13 protein-coding genes and 1 riboswitch are annotated in these 17367 nt (G+C 62.7%); of the genes, 5 read left to right on the plus strand and 8 right to left on the minus strand.

The genetic code is table 11. From position 1 onward, the window contains the following. Nucleotides 1-149: 149 nt before the first annotated feature. Nucleotides 150-1187: a phosphoribosylformylglycinamidine cyclo-ligase gene (gene purM / locus J9893_RS00535; protein WP_010675274.1), complete on the plus strand. Its 1038-nt coding sequence runs from the start codon at nucleotides 150-152 to the stop codon at nucleotides 1185-1187. Between the two features lie 32 nt (nucleotides 1188-1219). Continuing rightward, nucleotides 1220-1858 carry a phosphoribosylglycinamide formyltransferase gene (gene purN / locus J9893_RS00540; protein WP_210599820.1) on the plus strand — a complete coding sequence of 213 codons (639 nt, stop codon included), beginning with the start codon at nucleotides 1220-1222 and terminating at the stop codon, nucleotides 1856-1858. A gap of 114 nt (nucleotides 1859-1972) precedes the next feature. Here purN and J9893_RS00545 read toward each other — a convergent pair whose 3' ends face one another. The 5 genes from J9893_RS00545 to J9893_RS00565 all read right to left on the minus strand — a co-directional run bounded on the left by J9893_RS00545 (nucleotide 1973) and on the right by J9893_RS00565 (nucleotide 7884). Then, nucleotides 1973-2734 carry a Nif3-like dinuclear metal center hexameric protein gene (locus tag J9893_RS00545; RefSeq protein ID WP_010675276.1) on the minus strand — a complete coding sequence of 254 codons (762 nt, stop codon included), beginning with the start codon at nucleotides 2732-2734 and terminating at the stop codon, nucleotides 1973-1975. A 107-nt stretch (nucleotides 2735-2841) separates the two neighbouring features. Then, on the minus strand, nucleotides 2842-4176 hold the full coding sequence (locus J9893_RS00550) for a sigma-54 dependent transcriptional regulator (RefSeq protein ID WP_202042286.1): 1335 nt from the start codon (nucleotides 4174-4176) through the stop codon (nucleotides 2842-2844). A 70-nt stretch (nucleotides 4177-4246) separates the two neighbouring features. Further along, nucleotides 4247-5281 (minus strand): ATP-binding protein, encoded by a 1035-nt coding sequence (locus J9893_RS00555; protein WP_043153839.1) that lies wholly within the window; start codon nucleotides 5279-5281, stop codon nucleotides 4247-4249. Nucleotides 5282-5386: 105 nt separating this feature from the next. Further along, on the minus strand, nucleotides 5387-6805 hold the full coding sequence (locus J9893_RS00560; protein WP_282597899.1) for a sigma-54 dependent transcriptional regulator: 1419 nt from the start codon (nucleotides 6803-6805) through the stop codon (nucleotides 5387-5389). Between the two features lie 239 nt (nucleotides 6806-7044). Further along, nucleotides 7045-7884: a DUF2726 domain-containing protein gene (locus tag J9893_RS00565; protein WP_111896806.1), complete on the minus strand. Its 840-nt coding sequence runs from the start codon at nucleotides 7882-7884 to the stop codon at nucleotides 7045-7047. Nucleotides 7885-8142: 258 nt separating this feature from the next. On the opposite strand from J9893_RS00565, the gene J9893_RS00570 reads away from it, so the two are divergent. The 3 genes from J9893_RS00570 (at nucleotide 8143) to ppx (ending at nucleotide 12281) form a co-directional block, all read left to right on the plus strand. Beyond that, complete coding sequence (locus tag J9893_RS00570) at nucleotides 8143-8655, plus strand: ACT domain-containing protein (protein WP_010675281.1); 513 nt, start codon at nucleotides 8143-8145, stop codon at nucleotides 8653-8655. Nucleotides 8656-8731: 76 nt separating this feature from the next. Continuing rightward, nucleotides 8732-10801, plus strand: a complete 2070-nt coding sequence (gene ppk1, locus J9893_RS00575) for a polyphosphate kinase 1 (protein WP_010675282.1) — start codon at nucleotides 8732-8734, stop codon at nucleotides 10799-10801. Further along, complete coding sequence (gene ppx / locus J9893_RS00580; RefSeq protein WP_041206049.1) at nucleotides 10791-12281, plus strand: exopolyphosphatase; 1491 nt, start codon at nucleotides 10791-10793, stop codon at nucleotides 12279-12281. The genes ppk1 and ppx overlap by 11 nt, the downstream gene beginning before the upstream one ends. Before the next feature lie 59 nt (nucleotides 12282-12340). Here ppx and mgtE read toward each other — a convergent pair whose 3' ends face one another. The 3 genes from mgtE to flgK all read right to left on the minus strand — a co-directional run bounded on the left by mgtE (nucleotide 12341) and on the right by flgK (nucleotide 17364). After that, nucleotides 12341-13684: a magnesium transporter gene (gene mgtE, locus J9893_RS00585; RefSeq protein WP_210599822.1), complete on the minus strand. Its 1344-nt coding sequence runs from the start codon at nucleotides 13682-13684 to the stop codon at nucleotides 12341-12343. A 123-nt stretch (nucleotides 13685-13807) separates the two neighbouring features. Beyond that, nucleotides 13808-13977, minus strand: a riboswitch (M-box (ykoK) riboswitch). Nucleotides 13978-14154: 177 nt separating this feature from the next. Further along, nucleotides 14155-15363, minus strand: a complete 1209-nt coding sequence (gene flgL, locus J9893_RS00590; protein WP_210599823.1) for a flagellar hook-associated protein FlgL — start codon at nucleotides 15361-15363, stop codon at nucleotides 14155-14157. A gap of 3 nt (nucleotides 15364-15366) precedes the next feature. Next, nucleotides 15367-17364: a flagellar hook-associated protein FlgK gene (flgK, locus tag J9893_RS00595; protein ID WP_210599824.1), complete on the minus strand. Its 1998-nt coding sequence runs from the start codon at nucleotides 17362-17364 to the stop codon at nucleotides 15367-15369. Nucleotides 17365-17367: the final 3 nt, after the last annotated feature.

Here is a 17367-nt window from a genome sequence, read left to right on the forward strand (position 1 = left end):
AAATCGCGGAATCATACAACAAAAGCCACGGCTTGTAGAGCTTTTCGATTCAAAAACGCGCAAACGATTTTCTTTCTGGTTTTTCGTGCCCGCTGGTAGAATACGCCCCGAATTTTACCCTCCACTTCTTTATATGACGGGGAATACGCGTGACTGACAAAACCTCACTGAGCTACAAGGATGCTGGCGTAGATATCGATGCCGGCAATGCACTGGTTGAACGTATCAAGGGCGTGTCAAAACGCACTCGTCGTCCTGAAGTCCTTGGTGGTCTTGGCGGCTTTGGGGCCCTGTGTCAAATCCCTGCTGGCTACAAGGAACCGGTACTGGTCTCCGGTACCGACGGGGTGGGCACCAAGCTGCGTCTGGCCATCGACCTGAAGAAGCACGACACCGTAGGGATCGACTTGGTCGCCATGTGCGTCAATGACCTCATCGTGCAGGGCGCCGAGCCCCTCTTCTTCCTCGACTACTATGCCACCGGCAAACTGGACGTGGACACTGCCGCTGCCGTGGTCACCGGCATCGGCGCCGGCTGCGAACAGTCCGGCTGTGCCCTGGTTGGCGGTGAAACTGCCGAAATGCCTGGCATGTATGAAGGGGAAGATTACGACATCGCCGGTTTCTGCGTCGGCGTGGTGGAAAAGAGCGAGATCATCGACGGCAGCAAGGTTGGCGAAGGGGATGCCCTGATCGCCCTGGCCGCCAGCGGTCCCCACTCCAACGGCTTCTCCCTCATTCGCAAGATCCTGGAAGTCTCCAAGGCCGACGTGCAGCAGCCGCTGGGTGACACCACCCTGGCCAACGCCCTGCTGGAGCCGACCCGCATCTATGTGAAGCCCGTGCTCAAGCTCATCAAGGAGTGCGAGATCCACGCCCTGTCCCACATCACCGGCGGCGGCTTCTGGGAGAACATCCCGCGCGTGCTGCCCGCCAACACCCAGGCGGTCATCGACGAGCAGAGCTGGCAGTGGCCGGCGGTGTTCAGCTGGCTGCAACAGGCAGGCAACGTCACCCGCCACGAGATGTATCGCACCTTCAACTGCGGCGTCGGCATGATCATCGCCCTGCCGGCGGATCAGCTGGACAAGGCACTGGCCCTGCTCAAGGCCGAAGGCGAGAACGCCTGGCACATCGGCCACATCGCCAAGGCGGCCGATGGTGAGGAGCAGGTCATCATTCAATGAATGATCGGATCAACGGCCAGATGACTTCCCCTATGAAACGCATCCTCGTCCTCATCTCAGGCAGCGGCAGCAACCTGCAGGCCATCCTCGATGGCTGTGCCGGCGGCAAGATTGCCGGTCAGGTGGTCGGCGTCATCAGCAACAAGGCTGATGCCTATGGCCTGGTGCGTGCCAGGGAAGCCGGGGTGGCAACCGCCACCCTGGCCCAGCAGCAGTTCGCCAGCCGGGAGGAGTATGATGCCGCCCTGCTGGCCCTGATGGCGGATTATCAGCCGGATCTGGTGGTGCTGGCCGGCTTTATGCGGATCCTGAGCGCCGACCTCGTGCGCCACTTCGCGGGGAGGATGATCAACATCCACCCCTCGTTGCTGCCGAAATACCAGGGTCTGCACACCCACCAGCGCGCCATCGAGGCCGGTGATGACGAGCACGGCGCCAGCGTCCACTTCGTCACCGAAGAGCTCGACGGCGGCCCGGTGATCCTCCAGGCACGGGTCCCCATCTTCGAAGGGGACAGTGCCGACGAGGTGGCGGCCCGGGTCCAGGTGCAGGAGCACAGCATCTACCCCCTGGTGGTGCAGTGGTTCTGTGAAGGGCGCTTGCAGATGCGAGAAGGGTCTGCCTTCCTCGATGGCAAGCAGCTTGGCCTGGCAGGCTATGCCAGCGAGTAACCGCTAGCAGCCGTAAGACACAACAAGGGAGGCTTAGGCCTCCCTTGTCATTTCCATCGACCAGCGCAATGGCTGTCATCACGTCCGATGACGCCGCTGCGCGGCTAATCGGCCCTACACCGGATTGTCGATATCGATAAAGGTCACCTCCAACCCGTGTACGGTGGCGAGCCACTCTCCCAGCGCCTTGACGCCGTAGCGCTCGGTGGCGTGATGGCCTGCGGCGTAGAAGTGCATGCCCATCTCGCGGGCGGTGTGGATGGTCTGCTCGGAGGCTTCGCCGGAGATGAAGGCATCGATGCCCTGCTCCGCCGCCTGGCTGATGTAGCTCTGGCCACCGCCGGTGCACCAGGCCACGGAGCGGATGAGCTCGGGACCACTGTCACCACAATGAAGCGGCTCGCGACCGAGACGCTCGGCAATCAGCTTGGCAAAATCGCTGCCGCTCATGGGCTCCTCCAGCTTGCCCACCATTGCGACGCTCTTGCTGTTCCAGGGTTCGAGGCCGCGACGCACCTTGATGCCAAGCAGCCTGGCAAGCTGGGCGTTGTTCCCCACCTCGGGGTGCACGTCCAGCGGCAGGTGGTAGGCAAACAGGTTGATGTCGTGGGTCAAGAGGGTCTTGAGACGACGCTGCTTCATGCCGGTGATCTGGGCCGGCTCGCCGCTCCAGAAGTAGCCGTGATGGACCAGGATGGCGTCAGCATCAGCGGCCACGGCGGCATCGATGAGGGCCTGGCTGGCGGTGACGCCGGTCACCACCTTGCGAATGCGCTCGCGCCCCTCCACCTGCAGGCCGTTGGGGCAGTAATCCTTGATGGCATGGGGTTCGAGCAGGTGGTTGAGCAGGCTTTCCAGTTTACGATGAGAGATCATGGGGGTCTCCTAGCTGGGCTCCCCACGCACTGTGCGGGGAGCCGGATTCCGATCGTCAGAGCCCATGATAATCGAGCCGGACCGGCAAGGCCATGCGCCTGTCAGGCCTAGGCGGGCAGCTCGATGCCGGCGTCACGCATCTGGGCCAGCTTGTAACGCAGGGTGCGCGGGCTGATGCCGAGCTTGTCGGCCACCGCCTTGCGACTGCCGTTGCACTCCTGCAGGGTGTCCAGAATGATCTGGTGCTCCTGCTGCTTGAGTTCGCCGCCGAGCCCCTCCCCTGACAGCCGCTCGAGCGGGCGCACCAGGGTCTCGTCCGTCTCCTCCAGGATCAGGTGCTCACAGTCGATGAGGCCGTCTGGACAGAGGATCAGGGCGCGCTGAACCACGTTGTCGAGCTCGCGCACGTTGCCGGGCCAGGGGTGAGCCATCAGACGCTCTCGGGCGTCCTCTGCGAGCTGCGGCGTCGGCAGCCCCATCTGGCTGGCATGCAGCGCCAGCAGATGCTCCGCCAGGGGAAGAATGTCCCCCGGGCGCTCCCAGAGCGCCGTCCAGCGCAGGGGGAAGACGTTGAGGCGGTAGTAGAGATCCTCGCGGAACAACCCGTCCTGCACCGCTTTTTTCAGATCCCGGTTGCTGGTGGCAATGACCCGCACATCCAGGGGGATCATCTTGCGGCTGCCGAGCCGCTCCACCTCTTTCTCCTGCAAGACCCGCAGCAGCTTGGCCTGCAGTCCCAGATCCATCTCGGTGATCTCGTCGAGCAGCAGGGTTCCTCCCTGAGCCTGCTCGAACTTGCCAGGGCACCCCTGCACCGCACCGGTGAAAGCGCCCTTCTCGTAGCCAAACAGGGTCGCTTCCAGCATGTTCTCCGGAATGGCGGCGCAGTTGATGGCGACGAAGGCCTGTTCTGCCCGGTTGGAGTGGTCGTGAATGTAGCGAGCCAACACCTCCTTGCCCGTCCCGCTCGGGCCGGTCACCATGACGGTGGCTTCGCTTCTCGCCACCCGGGTCGCCAGCTGGAACAGCTCCGCAGTCCTAGGGTCCCCGTACACCACGGCCCGCTTCTCCACCTTCTGGGCCGGCACATAACGGCTGACCTGGTTGAGCAGCACCTCGGGGGAGAAGGGCTTGGCCAGATAGTCGATCGCCCCCTCGCGCATGGCGCGCACCGCCCCGTCGATGTTGGCGTAGGCAGTCATCAGGAGCACAGGCACCTGGGGATATTGCTGGCGGATGTTGGCGAGCAGGGTCAGGCCATCCATGCCCCCCATCTGGATGTCGGAGATCACCATGTCAAAGCGCTGACGGGACAGGGCAAGCAGGGCCCGCTCGCCGCTGTCCACCTCGCGGCACTCATACCCACCGAGCAGCAGGGTATCCACCAGCGCCTCGCGCAGGCCGTTGTCATCTTCCACCACCAGAATGCGAGCCTGGGTCATGCCACACCTCCTACAACCAACATGGCCTTGTCGAGAATCATCTTCACCGGCGCTCCGGCTTTTGCGCGCCTCATGCCACGCCCCCCAACTGAACCTGTTGCTGATGCAGGGGGAAGGACAGGGTAAAACAGGTGCCCTCGCCAGGGACCGAGGCCACGCTTACCTCTCCCTGATGGGCTCGTACCACCGACTGCACCACCGCAAGACCGAGGCCCGTGCCTTGGGATCGGGTGGTAAAGAAGGGTTCGAAGATCTGGTTGAGCAGGGAGGGGGCCATCCCCTTGCCGTTGTCGATGACCCGCATCTCCACCCGGTTGCCGCTGCGCACAGCGCTCACCAGGAGCGAATCGGCGCCGGCCTGCCGGGCGTTGGCGATGAGGTTGTTGATGGCCCCCGCCAGGGCACTGCTGTTGGCAAGCAGACAGAGATCGGGCTCAGGGGCCTCCAGATGCAAGGCGCAGCCCTGCTGCTGGCAGAAGGCTTCGGCCCCCGCCTGCACTTCCGCCAGCAAGCCCTGCACCGAGAGGGGCGCCACCACCTGGTTGTCGCCATTGCGGGCAAACAGCAGGATGTCGTTGATCTGCTTCTCGAGATCCTGCAGGCGCGCCATCAATTTTTGCTGGAACTGGCTGCGGGATTCAGGCTTGAGGGTGCGGTTGGCCAGGTTGGCCGCATAGAGCATGGCGGCGGAGAGCGGGGTGCGGATCTGGTGCGCCAGGGAAGCCGCCATGTTGCCAAGGGCGGAGAGACGCTTCATGTGGTTGACCCTGTCCTGCAACTGGCGGGTCTCGGTCAAGTCGGTAATGAACACCAGTTGGCCGGGCTGATCCGGCAGCGGCTGGGTCGACAGCTGAACCCGGCGACCGTCTCGCAAGGAGATCTCGTGACCGTCATCCTCACGGGGTTCGAAGCAGCGGGCAATGATCTGGCGCCAGGAGAGGCCTTCCAGTGGCTCTCCCAGCAGCGCCAGGGCGGCAGGGTTTGCACGGGTGATCAGCCCCTCGCCATCGAGCAGCAGCACGCCGGTCGGCAGCGCCGTGAAGATGGCGTAAAGCTGACTCACTTCATGTGACTGGAGGGGGACATCCTGCTGCAAGATTGTCATAAAGCTGACCTCAAACTGGCGATTGAGTCAGCTTATTCAATTTCCATGCCAGCAAAATAGACGTTATTTATCAATCCATTGGCTCAATGCGTCAAAGCATTGACCTCAATTGTCCTTGCTCATGCCGTACTTCTTCATCTTCTCCACCAGGGTGGTGCGGCGCATGCTGAGCAGGTCGGCGGCGCGGGCCACCACCCCGTCCTGGGACTCCAGGGCCTGGCGGATCAGCTCCACCTCGAGATCGGCCAGCATCTCCTTGAGGTTGACCCCTTCCTGGGGCAACTGCATGGGCAGGGGCATGGCGATGCCGGGATCCAGCTCTGGTGGGGACTGGAACACGGCAGCCAGGGCGTCCCGCTCGTCCATCTCGGTGAGCCGTTCATCTCGTGGCTCGCAGGGCAGCAGGCGATAGCGGCCGGGCAGATCCGCCACATCGACGATCTGGTTCGGATAGAGGATGAGCAGGCGCTCGATGAGGTTGGACAGCTCGCGCACGTTGCCGGGCCAGGCGTACTGCATCAGGGACTCCATGGCGCGCTGGGTCAGACGGATGATCCCCTTGTGCTGTTCGGCATGGCGATTGAGCAGCTCCTGCAGCAGCAGCGGGATGTCGTCGGCCCGATCCCGCAGGGGGGGCGTCTCGATGGGGAACACATTGAGGCGGTAGTAGAGATCTTCGCGAAATGCCTGGGTGCGGATCATGGCTTCCAGATCCCGGTGGGTCGCCGCGATCACCCTCACATCTGCCTGGACGGCCTTGCCGCCCCCGACCCGGTCGAACTGGCGCTCCTGCAGCACCCGCAGCAACTTGACCTGCATCGGCAGCGGCATATCGCCGATTTCGTCGAGGAAGAGGGTGCCCCCCTGGGCCAGTTCGAAGCGGCCGCGCCGAGCGGCAATGGCACCGGTGAAGGCCCCCTTCTCGTGACCGAACAGCTCGCTCTCGAGCAGTTCAGCCGGAATGGCGCCGCAGTTGATGGGCACGAAGGGGCCCGCGCTTCGGGCGGACAGCTCGTGGATGGCGCGAGCCACCACCTCCTTGCCGGTTCCGGACTCACCGAGGATCAGTACGTTGGCGTCGGTCTCGGCCACCTGGCCGATAAGACGGCGCACCTCCTGGATGCCCCTCCCCTTGCCCACCAGCAGGCGCAGCAGGGTCTGACCCTTGTCGTGGGTCTGATGACGGGGATGCAGGGAGATGAAGGCCTGGCAGAAGTGCAGATGACGGGTGAGGGACTCATAGGTAAAGGGCGCCTCGGCCACCCCGATGAAGTTGCTGCAACCATGGCTCGCCGGCATCAGGGAGAGGAAGGGCAGACGAGGATGGGCGGCAAGCAGCTCACTCAGGGCGCGCTCGCGCAGTTCCCCGGCCAGAATCCCCTGCAAGGGCCCGGCAGTCTCGATGGCCACATCGAGATCGCTCTCAACCACCTCCTGCCAGGGGATCCCCATGAAGGAGAGCACAGTCCCCAGTTGCTGGCGCCGCACATCATTGGCATCAACAAGCAGCACACCCATAGCCATCCTATCCATATTTTCACACCTGACGCCAAACTATTGTTTTTTAAGTGCTTATTAAAACCAATTTCGCACTGTGTCATAAGGGGGACAAAGTGCCAAAATTATGGCGGATTGTCAAAACTTGTCACATCCTCCCGGACCCTGGCGGGACGGGGATCACGCTTCCAGCCAGATTGAGTATCGGATGAAAACCAGCGAAGGGGAAAGAATGACGCCGACAGGGTGCGGCGTCAGAGGAGGGATCAGTGTTTCACGCTCTCCTGGGGAGCGGCATAGCGGCACTCGGGAAACCGGCTGCAGGCGAGGAACAGGCGACCGGCATGGGGACCCTTTCGTGCTTCCCGTGCCACCAGGGGCGCGGCACAGCGGGGGCAATGAGGGATCGTCTCCCGGGGCTCCTCCTCATCCGGATCGAGGAAGGGATTCTCCTCCATCAACACGGGCATTGCCTCTCCGGCCTGGGGGGGCGGCACCTGGGGCTCCCTGGCAGCCCCCGGGTGTGACGTGCCCAGATCGACACCATCGAGCAGCAGCGGGCTGAAGGTCGGTTCGCGGCGCTCGCCGGGCAGCAGGTCATCCACCGGCGCCGTCGTTCTCGCCAGCAGGGGCAGCAGTTGCTCCCGCAACTCGTCGACCTGGTAGTGGCTGCTGGCCGGGATCTGCAACAGCGGCAGGCCGGCGCCATCGCAGGCCGCCTTCAGGAAGAGATCCCGCGACTTGCGCTTCTGGTGGCGGTGCCCCTCGTCATCCAGCTCCACGGCACACAGGAAAGAGAGATCCGCCGGGTGGCAGAGCAGAAAATCGAAGTGCTTCTCCCCTATCTTGCCGAGCGCCTGCTGGCGCTTGCCCTTGCCAAGGTGCGCCTCGGGCGTCAATACATAGGAGGCTCGTACCTTGGCAAAGACACGGGCCTTGTCCCCCACCGCCTGATCCAGCACCCCGAAGAAGGTGCGCTCGGCTGGGCTCATCAAGGTTTCCTGCAGATCATAGGGCTCGGCCTTGCCCTCTTTCTCCCTGCGCCAGACGATCACCAGCAGGAGCAACCCCAGCAACACGGCTCCTGATACGACAAGGCTATTCATACACGCACATCCCGTTTACAAGACAAATTCAGTTCACACCAAAGGAAGGGGCACACTCTACCACGGGGAAAGCGACTCAGGCAGCGCAGAAATCAAGCCCGTCCCGGCATTCGCGTTTTTTCACTGAATTTGCGCAAGGCGGGCTTCATATGGCCTGTCACAGCAGGCACAATGCTAGAGCCCATGGACGTTCTGGCGCGCACCCCGTCGCCGCCAGGCGTCAACGGACCCCACGCAGCCCCATTCAAGGAGAGCAGGATGCAAAAGCAATTGGTCGTCACCGTGATCGGCGCAGACAAACCCGGGATCGTCGAGAGCCTGGCCGATACCATCACCCGGCAGCAGGGTAACTGGCTGGCCAGCTCCATGAGCGAGCTGGCGGGGCAATTTGCCGGCATTTTGCACGTCGCCGTGCCTGACGAGCATTACCGCAGCCTGTGCGAGGCCCTGGTGATGCTGCCTGGCCTCACCGTGAGCTTCGCCGAAGGGCAGCTGAGCCCGCAACCGGCCCATCAGGTGATGCTCAGCGTCACCGGCAACGACAGACCGGGCATCGTCCACGAAGTGGCCAGCATCCTGCGCCAGCTCAACATCAACGTCGCCGACCTCACCACAGGTTGCGAACCTGCGCCCCACTCAGGCGCCCCTCTCTTCTATGCCCACGCCCTGGTGGCCCTGCCGCCGCAGCTCGAACTGGACGATCTCGTCACGGCCCTGGAGTCCCTCTCCGACGACCTCGTCGTCGACATCGATCAGGATCTGAGCGAATAGTGTCGCCTGTCATAAATTTGTCATGGTTTGACGCCATAACTTCCGCGCAGACGCAACCAGAGCAAAGAGGCACCAGATGAGCACCGACAAGCAGTATGAAGAGAAAGAGCTTAGCTGGCTCTCATTCAATGAACGGGTGTTGCAAGAGGCGATGGACAAGACGGTACCCCTCATCGAGCGGGTCCGTTTCCTCGGGATTTTCTCCTCCAATCAGGACGAGTTCTTCAAGGTACGGGTGTCGGACGTCAAGCGCCGCATCCTCATCAACGAAGTCCACGGCGGCGACGACGAGGCCAAGGTGCTGCTGCGCGCCATCCAGCAGAAGGTGATGGCGCTCGGCGAGGCGTTCGACAACACCTACAAGGAGCTGCTGATCGCGCTGGCCCGCCACAACATCTTCCTGGTGAACGAAAGCCAGCTCTCCGAGTCCATCCAGCAGTGGCTGCGGATCTTCTTCCGGGAAAAGGTGCTGCGCCACATCATCCCCATCCTCCTCAACAAGGAGGTCAACCCGGTCAAGTTCCTGAAAGACGAGCACACCTATCTCGCCATCGAGATGAAGAAGAACGGCCAGGTGATCCAGTACGCCCTGGTGGAAGTGCCCACCGACGATCTGCCCCGCTTCTTCCAGCTACCGCCGGAGGGCACCCGTCGCAAGAAGCAGATCATCATCCTGGACAACGTTATCCGCTTCTGTCTGGACGAGATCTTCAAGGGCTTCTTCGACTACGACGAGATTGCCGCCTACGCGGTCAAGCTGACCCGGGATGCCGAATATGACCTCTCCGACCAGCTGGACCTCAGCCTGGTGGACAAGATGAGTGACGGCTTGAAACAGCGCCTCACTGCCATGCCGGTGCGCTTCGTCTACGAGCGGGAGATGCCGGCGGCCATGATAAGCTTCTTGAAGCTCAAGCTGCAGATCAGCTCCTACGACGCCATCATGCCCGGTGGGCGCTATCACAACTTCAAGGATTTCATCGGCTTCCCCAATGTGGGTCGGGATTATCTGGAAAACCCCAAGCTGCCGGCCCTCGATTGCCGCGACTTTGACGGCTTCGTCAACGCCTTCGACGCCATCGCCAAGCAGGACATCCTGCTCTACTACCCGTACCACAAGTTCCACCACTTCACCGAGCTGGTGCGCCAGGCGGCCTTCGACCCGGCGGTCAGCGCCATTCGCATCAACATCTACCGGGTGGCCAAGAAGTCGCGGATCATCCACTCCCTCATCGACGCCGCCAACAACGGCAAGAAGGTGACCGTGGTGGTGGAGCTGCGCGCCCGCTTCGACGAGGCGGCCAACATCGACTGGGCCAACATCCTGACCGACGCAGGCGTCAAGGTGGTGTTCGGGGTGCCCAGCCTCAAGATCCACTCCAAGCTCTGCCTCATCACCCGCCACGAGAACGGCGAGGCGGTGCGCTACGCCCATATCGGGACCGGCAACTTCAACGAGAAGACCGCCAAGATCTACACCGACTTCTCCCTGCTGACCCGCCATCCGGACATCACCGCCGAGGTGGAGAGCGTGTTCGAGTACATCGAGTACCCGTACCGGCGCTACAAGTTCAACCACCTGCTGGTCTCCCCCATCAACAGCCGCCGCCAGCTCTATCGCCTCATCGACAACGAGCTGGCCAACGCCAAGGCGGGGCAACCCAGCGGCATCACCCTCAAGATCAACAACCTGGTGGACAGAGACCTCATCAACCGGCTCTATGCCGCCGGCCAGGCCGGGGTGCCCATCCAGATGATCATCCGGGGCATGTGCGCCCTGCGCCCGGGGGTGCCGGGTCTGAGCGACAACATCCGGGTCATCAGCATCATCGACCGTTTCCTCGAACATCCGCGGGTGATGGTGTTCCACAACAAGGGCAATCCCCAGCTCTATATCTCCAGTGCCGACTGGATGAGCCGCAACATCGACGGTCGCATCGAGGTGGGCACCCCCATCTATGACGAGCGGCTCAAGCAGCGCATCCTCGACATTCTCGAGCTACAACTGAGTGATACCTGCAAGGCGCGGGTGATCGATGCCGACCAGAAGAACGAATACGTGAAGCGGGGCAACCGCCGCAAGGTCCGTTCCCAGGTGGCGATTTACGACTACCTCAAACGCATAGAGTCAAACCATGGACAATAGTCTGTACGCCGCTGTCGACCTGGGCTCGAACAGCTTCCACATGGTCATCGCCCGCCTCACCGAGGGGCGGATGCAGATCATCGATCGCATCAAGGAGCGAGTGCGCCTCGCCGAAGGGATGGACGGTCAGCGCCGCATGTCCCCGGAGGCCATGGCGCGCGGGCTGGACTGCCTCGCCCTGTTCGCCGAGCGGCTCACCAACATCAAGCCGGATCAGATCCGCATCGCCGGCACCTACACATTGCGCCGCGCCAGCAACGCCCGCGACTTCGTGCGCGAGGCGGCCAAGGTGCTCAACCACCCCATCGAGATCATCAGCGGCCAGGAAGAGGCCCGCCTCATCTATCAGGGGGTCGCTCATACCCAGCACATCGAGGGCCAGGTGCTGGTGGTGGACATCGGCGGCGGCAGCACCGAGCTCATCATCGGCGAAGGGTTTGAGCACAAGGCGCTCACCAGCCGCAAGATGGGCTGCGTGAGCTTCACCCAGAGCTTCTTTGGCAACGGCAAGCTCGGTGAGAAGGCCTTCAACGCCGCCGTGTTGGAAGCCCAGCATCAGCTCGCCCCCATCATCAACCAGTACCGCAAGCTGGGCTGGCAGAGCTGCCTCGGCAGCTCGGGCTCCATCCGCACCGTGCGGGACGTGTTGCAGGGGGAAGAGTGGACCGATGGTGCCATCACCCTGGCGGGACTCGAGCGGCTGAAAGAAGAGATGCTCAAGCACAAGCGGGTCGACCAGCTCAAGCTGGCGGGCCTCACCGAGGAGCGTCAGGGGGTGTTCGCCGCCGCGGTGGCCATCCTGCTCGGGCTCTTCACCTCCCTGCCCATCGAGCGGATGGAGTACTCCGACGGCGCCCTGCGCGAAGGGTTGCTCTACGAGTTCGAGGAGCGTCTGCAGCATCACGACATTCGCGAACGCACCGCGCTTGCACTCAGCACCCACTATCGCATCGACAAGCGCCAGGCCACCCGGGTGGAGAGCAGCGTCCTCTCCCTGTTCGACGCCCTGAGCGGCCCCTGGGAGATGCCGGAAGAGCCCTATCGCGCCATCCTCGGCTGGGCGGCGCGGCTGCACGAGATCGGCCTTGCCATCAACTACAGCGGCATCCACAAACACTCCGCCTACATCTTGCAAAACACCGACCTGCCCGGCTTCAACCAGGACGATCAGGCCTTGCTGGCGGCCCTGGTGCGCTTTCATCGCAAGGGGCTCAAGCTCTCCGAGCTGCCGGCCCTGCCCAACCACGACGAGCAGACGGTGCTGCGCTGCATCCGCATCCTCCGCCTCGCGGTGGCGGCCCACCACAGGCGTCAGGACAACCTGCTGCCCGAGTGGAACGTGCAGGCCGCCGGGGATCAGCTGGTGGTCACCCTGCCCCTGGACTGGTGCGACGAGAACAAGTTGCTGATGCAGAACCTGGAAAAGGAGCACCGCTACTGCCACGAGCAGGGCTGGCCCCTGCTGTTCCAGCTCGGGTAACCCGCCCCTCTGTGCAAAAAGGCAGCCGATGGCTGCCTTTTTTTGTCTCTTGTCTTTTCCTACTGCAGATCCGGCAGGATCAGCTTGGCTATCTCGAAGTAGATGATGAGGCCGGTACCGTCCACCAGGGTGGCGATGAAGGGGGCGGAGACCACCGCCGGGTCGATGCGAAAGCGACGCAGCACCATGGGGATCACCGAGGCGACGGTGGCGCTCCAGAGCACGATGGCGACGATGGTCAGGGTCACCACCATGCCGATCTCGGGCCCCACCCCCAGGCTCCAGGCCCGCACCCAGGCCGCCAGCGCGATGGCGGCCGAGATGAGCAGACCGGTGGAGATCTCCTTCTTCAGCACGGTGCCGAGGTTTTTCAGGCTCACCTCCCCCACCGCCATGGCACGCACTATGGTGGTGGTGATCTGGGTACCGCTGTTGCCACCGGTACCGATGAGGAGCGGGATGAAGAAGGCCAGGGCGATGGCTGCCTCCAGCTGCTCTTCAAAGGCCCGCAGCACGGTGCCTGTGTAGGCTTCCGCCACGAACAGGATCAGCAGCCAGCCCACCCGCTTGCGCCACAACTGCCAGGGGGTCGCCTGCAGATAGGGGGTATCCAGCGGCGAGGAGCCCCCTTGCAGCTCCGCATCCTCGGTGGACTCCAGCTCCAGGATGTCGGCGGCATCGTCCACGTGGAAGACCCCCACCAGACGCCCCTGATCTTCCACCGGCAGGAGCGAGAGGTCGCGGTCAATGAGCAGGCGGGCCGCCAGCTCCTGATCCGCCCGGGCGTTGATGCGCACCGCCTCCCCCTCCATCAGCTCCCCTACCGGCAGCAGCGGATCGGCGATCAGCAGCGACTTGAGGGAGACGCTGCCAAGCAGGCGCTGCTCGCCGTCAACCACATAGAGATGACCAAACAGCCTGGCCTGATCCCAGGCGCCGTGGATCAGCTGCTTGGCGCTTTCCACCGTCGCATCGGCCTCCACTGCCAGGTATTCGTGGCGCATGTTGGCCCCCACCGACTCGTTCGGCCAGGCCAGCAGGGACTGGAAGGCTTTGCGGGCGGGCTCCGGCAGCCGGGCGAGCAGGGTCTTGCGATCGTGCTCGTCGAGCCTGCGCAGGATGACCAGCAGGTCACGACGGGCCAGGGTGCCCTGCAGTATTCCCACGATGCTGCCATGCAGCCTGAGCAGCAGATGGCCGGCACACTCCGCCGGGAGGGAGGCGAGCAAGGACGCCCCTTCCGGCATGGAGAGGGTATCGAAGATGCAGTTGAGCTCTTCCGGGCGCAGGGTCAGAAGCTGATCGGCACGGGCCACCGGATCCAGGTTGTGCGCCAGCCAGTTGCGCAGGGCAACCGGGTCGAGCAGTTGATGACGATTGAGCAGGGTGTGTGTTTTCTTCATCACAGATGTCCTCATGTGATTTCAGGCGAACCTGAACGCCTCCGGCACCTGGCCGGATGCAACGGCAAGAAAACAGCAATTTGATTGACGAGTAACAGGCAGGAAATGACGCCGTCCGGCGTGTTTTCATCCCCACGTACCAGCTTTAGCACTGCATAACGTATCCGGCATGCCGGAAGCCACTTGGGTTGACACCTTAATCCGATGAAAACTGTCCTGATCTTGGGCGTCTCTGGACGTCGTGAGATCAGTGGCCTGTGTTTATGCAGGAGCCTCGCCTAACGAGATGCTGCGAACATTGATTGCACGGCGCTACCGTGCGGGCGGCATCATCTGCCCAGGCGCAGGTCGAGTCAAGGCAAACGGGCCCCTGGCAACGGGTTGTTACAAATTGGCCGGACGGCGGGCCTTTCATGAAACGAGGCTCCCCCGTGCGTGGCACGGGGGAGCCTGCGGTCAACGGATGAACGTCAGCGGATATAGTCGAAGAGGGTCAGCTTGCTTATCTTGCTGAAGGCGAGCTGGGAGGCGCTCATGGCTGCATCCTCCTTGGAGAGGGCCGCGATCACCTCGTACATGTCCGCCTCGGACACCTTGGCCCGCGCCTGCTGGTTCAGAGTGCTGAGTCCGTCGTTGGAGCTCATCACCTGCTCCAGGCTGTTCATCCTTCCCCCCAGCTCCCCCAGTCCCCGGTCTATCTTGGTTCTGGCGTTGCTCATGTGGGTGGTGGCATCGGAGACCGCCAGCTGGAAATCGCTCTCGGACAGGGTCGGATCGCGCATGGCGGAGATGAAATCGGACATGCCATTGAGGATGTTGTCGTTTTTCGGGGTATCCAGCACGAAGTTCTGGGTCGCCGACCCCGCAGGGAGGTCGAGGGTGAGCGCCAGGCCGTTGAAGGGGATCTTGTTGCCCGCCACATAGTCGCCGCTTTGCAGCAGGGTGCCACCGCTGTCACGGATCTCGTAGGTGTCCGGCGGCCCGGCCAGGGTGCTGACCGCATATTGGTTGCTCGGCAGGGAAGCGTCATAGTTGTTGCGATAGAAGCTCTCGAAGTTCCCCTGATCCGCCACCGACACCTGGATGTTGCCACTGGCGGCGCTGGCAGTGCGCCGGGTCGCCACTATCTCGAACAGATCGAAACCGGAGTCGTTGGCCGGGATCTGCACCGTGGGTGAGACCTGGATGTTGCGCTGCCCCGTGTCCCCCTGGAACACATAGTTGCCACTGGCATCCTTGACGAAGGGCTGGGTCTTGCTCTGATTGCCGCCGAAGATGTACTCCCCCTGGGAGTTCTTGCTGTTCATCAGGTCGAACATCTGCTTTTGCAGCCCCTCCAGCTCGCTCGCGATGGCGCTGCGCTCCTCGGAGCCCATGGCGGAGTTGTTCGCCTTCTGGATCAGGGTCTGGGCACTGAGCATGGCGCTGTTGAGGGAGGTCAGCACCGTCTCCTCGTGGCCCAGACTGTTCTCCAGCAGGCTGCCGTTGACGCCGTACTGCTTGAAGAGATCGATCTCCTTGGTCAGCGCCATCTTCTGGCTCATGCCGGCCGGGTCCTCCCCGGAGCGAGAGAATTTATCCCCCGTCATCAACTGGTTGTAGGCGGTGTTCTGGCGCTCGCTCACCTTGCTCATGGAGGCAAGGTTGCGGTCATAGATCATGTTGGTGGTGATGCGCATGACTTACCTCACGGAGGAGAGCAGGGTGTCGAAGATGGTCTTGGCGGTGTTCACTATCTGGGCCGAGGCCGCATAGGACTGCTGGAAGCGGATGAGGTTGGCCGCCTCCTCCTCCAGATTGACGCCGGAGACACTCTCGAAGATGGCGGTACTCTGGGTCAGCTTCGCCTCGTTGGCCTGCAGCAGGGTCTTGGCCTGGCTGGTCTTGTTGCCAATGCCGCTCACCAGACCCGAGTAGGCATCGTTGAAGGTCATCTTGTCGTTGCTGGTGGCGGCGTTGTTGTTCTTGCGCACCAGCTCCTTGTTCTGCAGCTCCGCCAGCGCCAGGCCGTTGGCGTTGTCCGCAAAGCCGTCCTTGTTGTAGCTGAGCGTGAAGCTGTCGCTGGCCTCCACCTTGCCGGTGATGCTGAACTCATAGCCCGGGCTCTGGGTCGGATCGGCGTAGACCTTGGCTCCCCCCAGGGGGCTCTCGAGGGCGGCCATCAGGTTCTGTCCCTTGCTGGAGGCGGGGGCGACACCCAGCAGGTTGTTGTTCTTGTCATAGACCTCGTAGTTGCCGCTGCCGTCGATCTTGATGACCTGGGGGGCACTCGGGTCCAAAGTGTTGGTGCCAAAACCCGAGCCCGTGCCGGTGTTGTAGACACCGCCCAGCGTTATCTCGCCAGAGCCCAGGTTCTGGGATCCCTTGTCCGCCTTCAGGGGGGAAGCCAGCGCGATATCCTCAGGACGGGTGATCGCCTGCTCCAGGTTGGCAGCCGCATTCCGGGTGGGTTGCAACAAGATCTTGTCACCTGCAGCCGGTGTGCCGGAGAGATCGATTTCGATGCCGTGGCCCGTCACTTCGAAGGTGGCTGGCGGCGTGGTCCCCGTGGCGAGCGAGGTACGCTGCCCGCTGCCGTCGATGGCGAACACCTCGTAACCGGTGGCGCTGTTGAACCGCACCTCGTAGTCGAAGGTGGTGACCTCGCTCCCCTTGCCGGGAACGAAGTTGACGCTGGCCGCCCCGTTGCCCTGGTTGCTGGCGTAGGGCAACCCCTGGCTTCCTTTGAGGGTGAAGAGATCCCCCCCAAGCTCGTTGTCGAGATCCATCCCCAACCGGTTCTGCTGGTTCATGGCATCCCCCAGGGCGACGGCCATCTGCCCCAGCTCCCGCTTGGCGGGCTCCAGATCCCGACGCGCGGTGAAGAGGCCACCGATGGCGCCGCCAATATCCTTGTCGTTGATGCTGGCCTGGTTCTTGCCCAGGGTCAGCTGCAGGGAAGGCTCACGGGAATCCGGGTCCCCCGGCACCACCTTGAACTGGGCCACGCCGCCATCGAGCACCAGGGAGTGCCCTGTGCTCATGTTGACCAGCATGCTGCCGTTGGGCTGGGTCACGGTGCGGATCTCCATCTTCTCGGAGAGCTGGCGAATGGCCTCATCACGCTGATCGAACAGCATCAGGTTCTCTTCAGGGGAGCCCTGGGTGCGGACGATGGCCTGGTTCAGATCGTTGATGCTGTTCAGCAGGCTGTTCACCCTGTCCGTCTCGTCCCCTATGGTGGCGTTAATGGTATCGGACTGCTTGTCGAGCTGGGCGGAGAGGGTGTGGAATCTGTCCACCATACCGCTCAGTTCACTCAGGGTCGTCTTGCGCCCTCCGATCTCGGACGGTGACTCGTTGGCGGTGTGGAAAGCCTTGAAGTAGGAGGTGATGGTGGACCCCACACTGTTGCTGGCATCACCGAGCAGGCTGTCGAGCTGGAACAGTTGATCGTAGCGGGTGTTGGCGGCGTTATAAGCGGACGTATCACGGCGAACCTCGGCCTGGGCATAGGCGTTGATGATGCGATCACTCACCATGTCGCCCGTCCCCAATCCGACGGAATTGGTGTAGATCAGGGTGCGTTCACGTACATAGCCCTGGCTATTGACGTTCACTATGTTGTTGCTGGTGGTCTGCAGCAGCCGCTGCTGGGCCAACACACCCGAGGTCCCAATTCCAAGCAGATCGCTTGCCATAGC

Origin of the sequence: Aeromonas sp. MaB10011B, from assembly GCF_017939325.1 — a bacterium.
In the GTDB taxonomy this organism is placed as follows: domain Bacteria; phylum Pseudomonadota; class Gammaproteobacteria; order Enterobacterales; family Aeromonadaceae; genus Aeromonas; species Aeromonas caviae.

Bases quoted from the DNA above. Each gene is read 5' to 3' on its own strand.
- J9893_RS00570 (WP_010675281.1), top strand. From the start codon at position 8,143: ATGCAAAAGCAATTGGTCGTCACCGTGATCGGCGCAGACAAACCCGGG.
- J9893_RS00545 (WP_010675276.1), bottom strand. From the start codon at position 2,734: ATGATCTCTCATCGTAAACTGGAAAGCCTGCTCAACCACCTGCTCGAA.
- ppx (WP_041206049.1), top strand. From the start codon at position 10,791: ATGGACAATAGTCTGTACGCCGCTGTCGACCTGGGCTCGAACAGCTTC.
- J9893_RS00565 (WP_111896806.1), bottom strand. From the start codon at position 7,884: ATGAATAGCCTTGTCGTATCAGGAGCCGTGTTGCTGGGGTTGCTCCTG.
- J9893_RS00560 (WP_282597899.1), bottom strand. From the start codon at position 6,805: ATGGCTATGGGTGTGCTGCTTGTTGATGCCAATGATGTGCGGCGCCAG.
- J9893_RS00555 (WP_043153839.1), bottom strand. From the start codon at position 5,281: ATGACAATCTTGCAGCAGGATGTCCCCCTCCAGTCACATGAAGTGAGT.
- mgtE (WP_210599822.1), bottom strand. From the start codon at position 13,684: ATGAAGAAAACACACACCCTGCTCAATCGTCATCAACTGCTCGACCCG.
- purN (WP_210599820.1), top strand. From the start codon at position 1,220: ATGAAACGCATCCTCGTCCTCATCTCAGGCAGCGGCAGCAACCTGCAG.
- flgL (WP_210599823.1), bottom strand. From the start codon at position 15,363: ATGCGCATCACCACCAACATGATCTATGACCGCAACCTTGCCTCCATG.
- flgK (WP_210599824.1), bottom strand. From the start codon at position 17,364: ATGGCAAGCGATCTGCTTGGAATTGGGACCTCGGGTGTGTTGGCCCAG.
- J9893_RS00550 (WP_202042286.1), bottom strand. From the start codon at position 4,176: ATGACCCAGGCTCGCATTCTGGTGGTGGAAGATGACAACGGCCTGCGC.
- ppk1 (WP_010675282.1), top strand. From the start codon at position 8,732: ATGAGCACCGACAAGCAGTATGAAGAGAAAGAGCTTAGCTGGCTCTCA.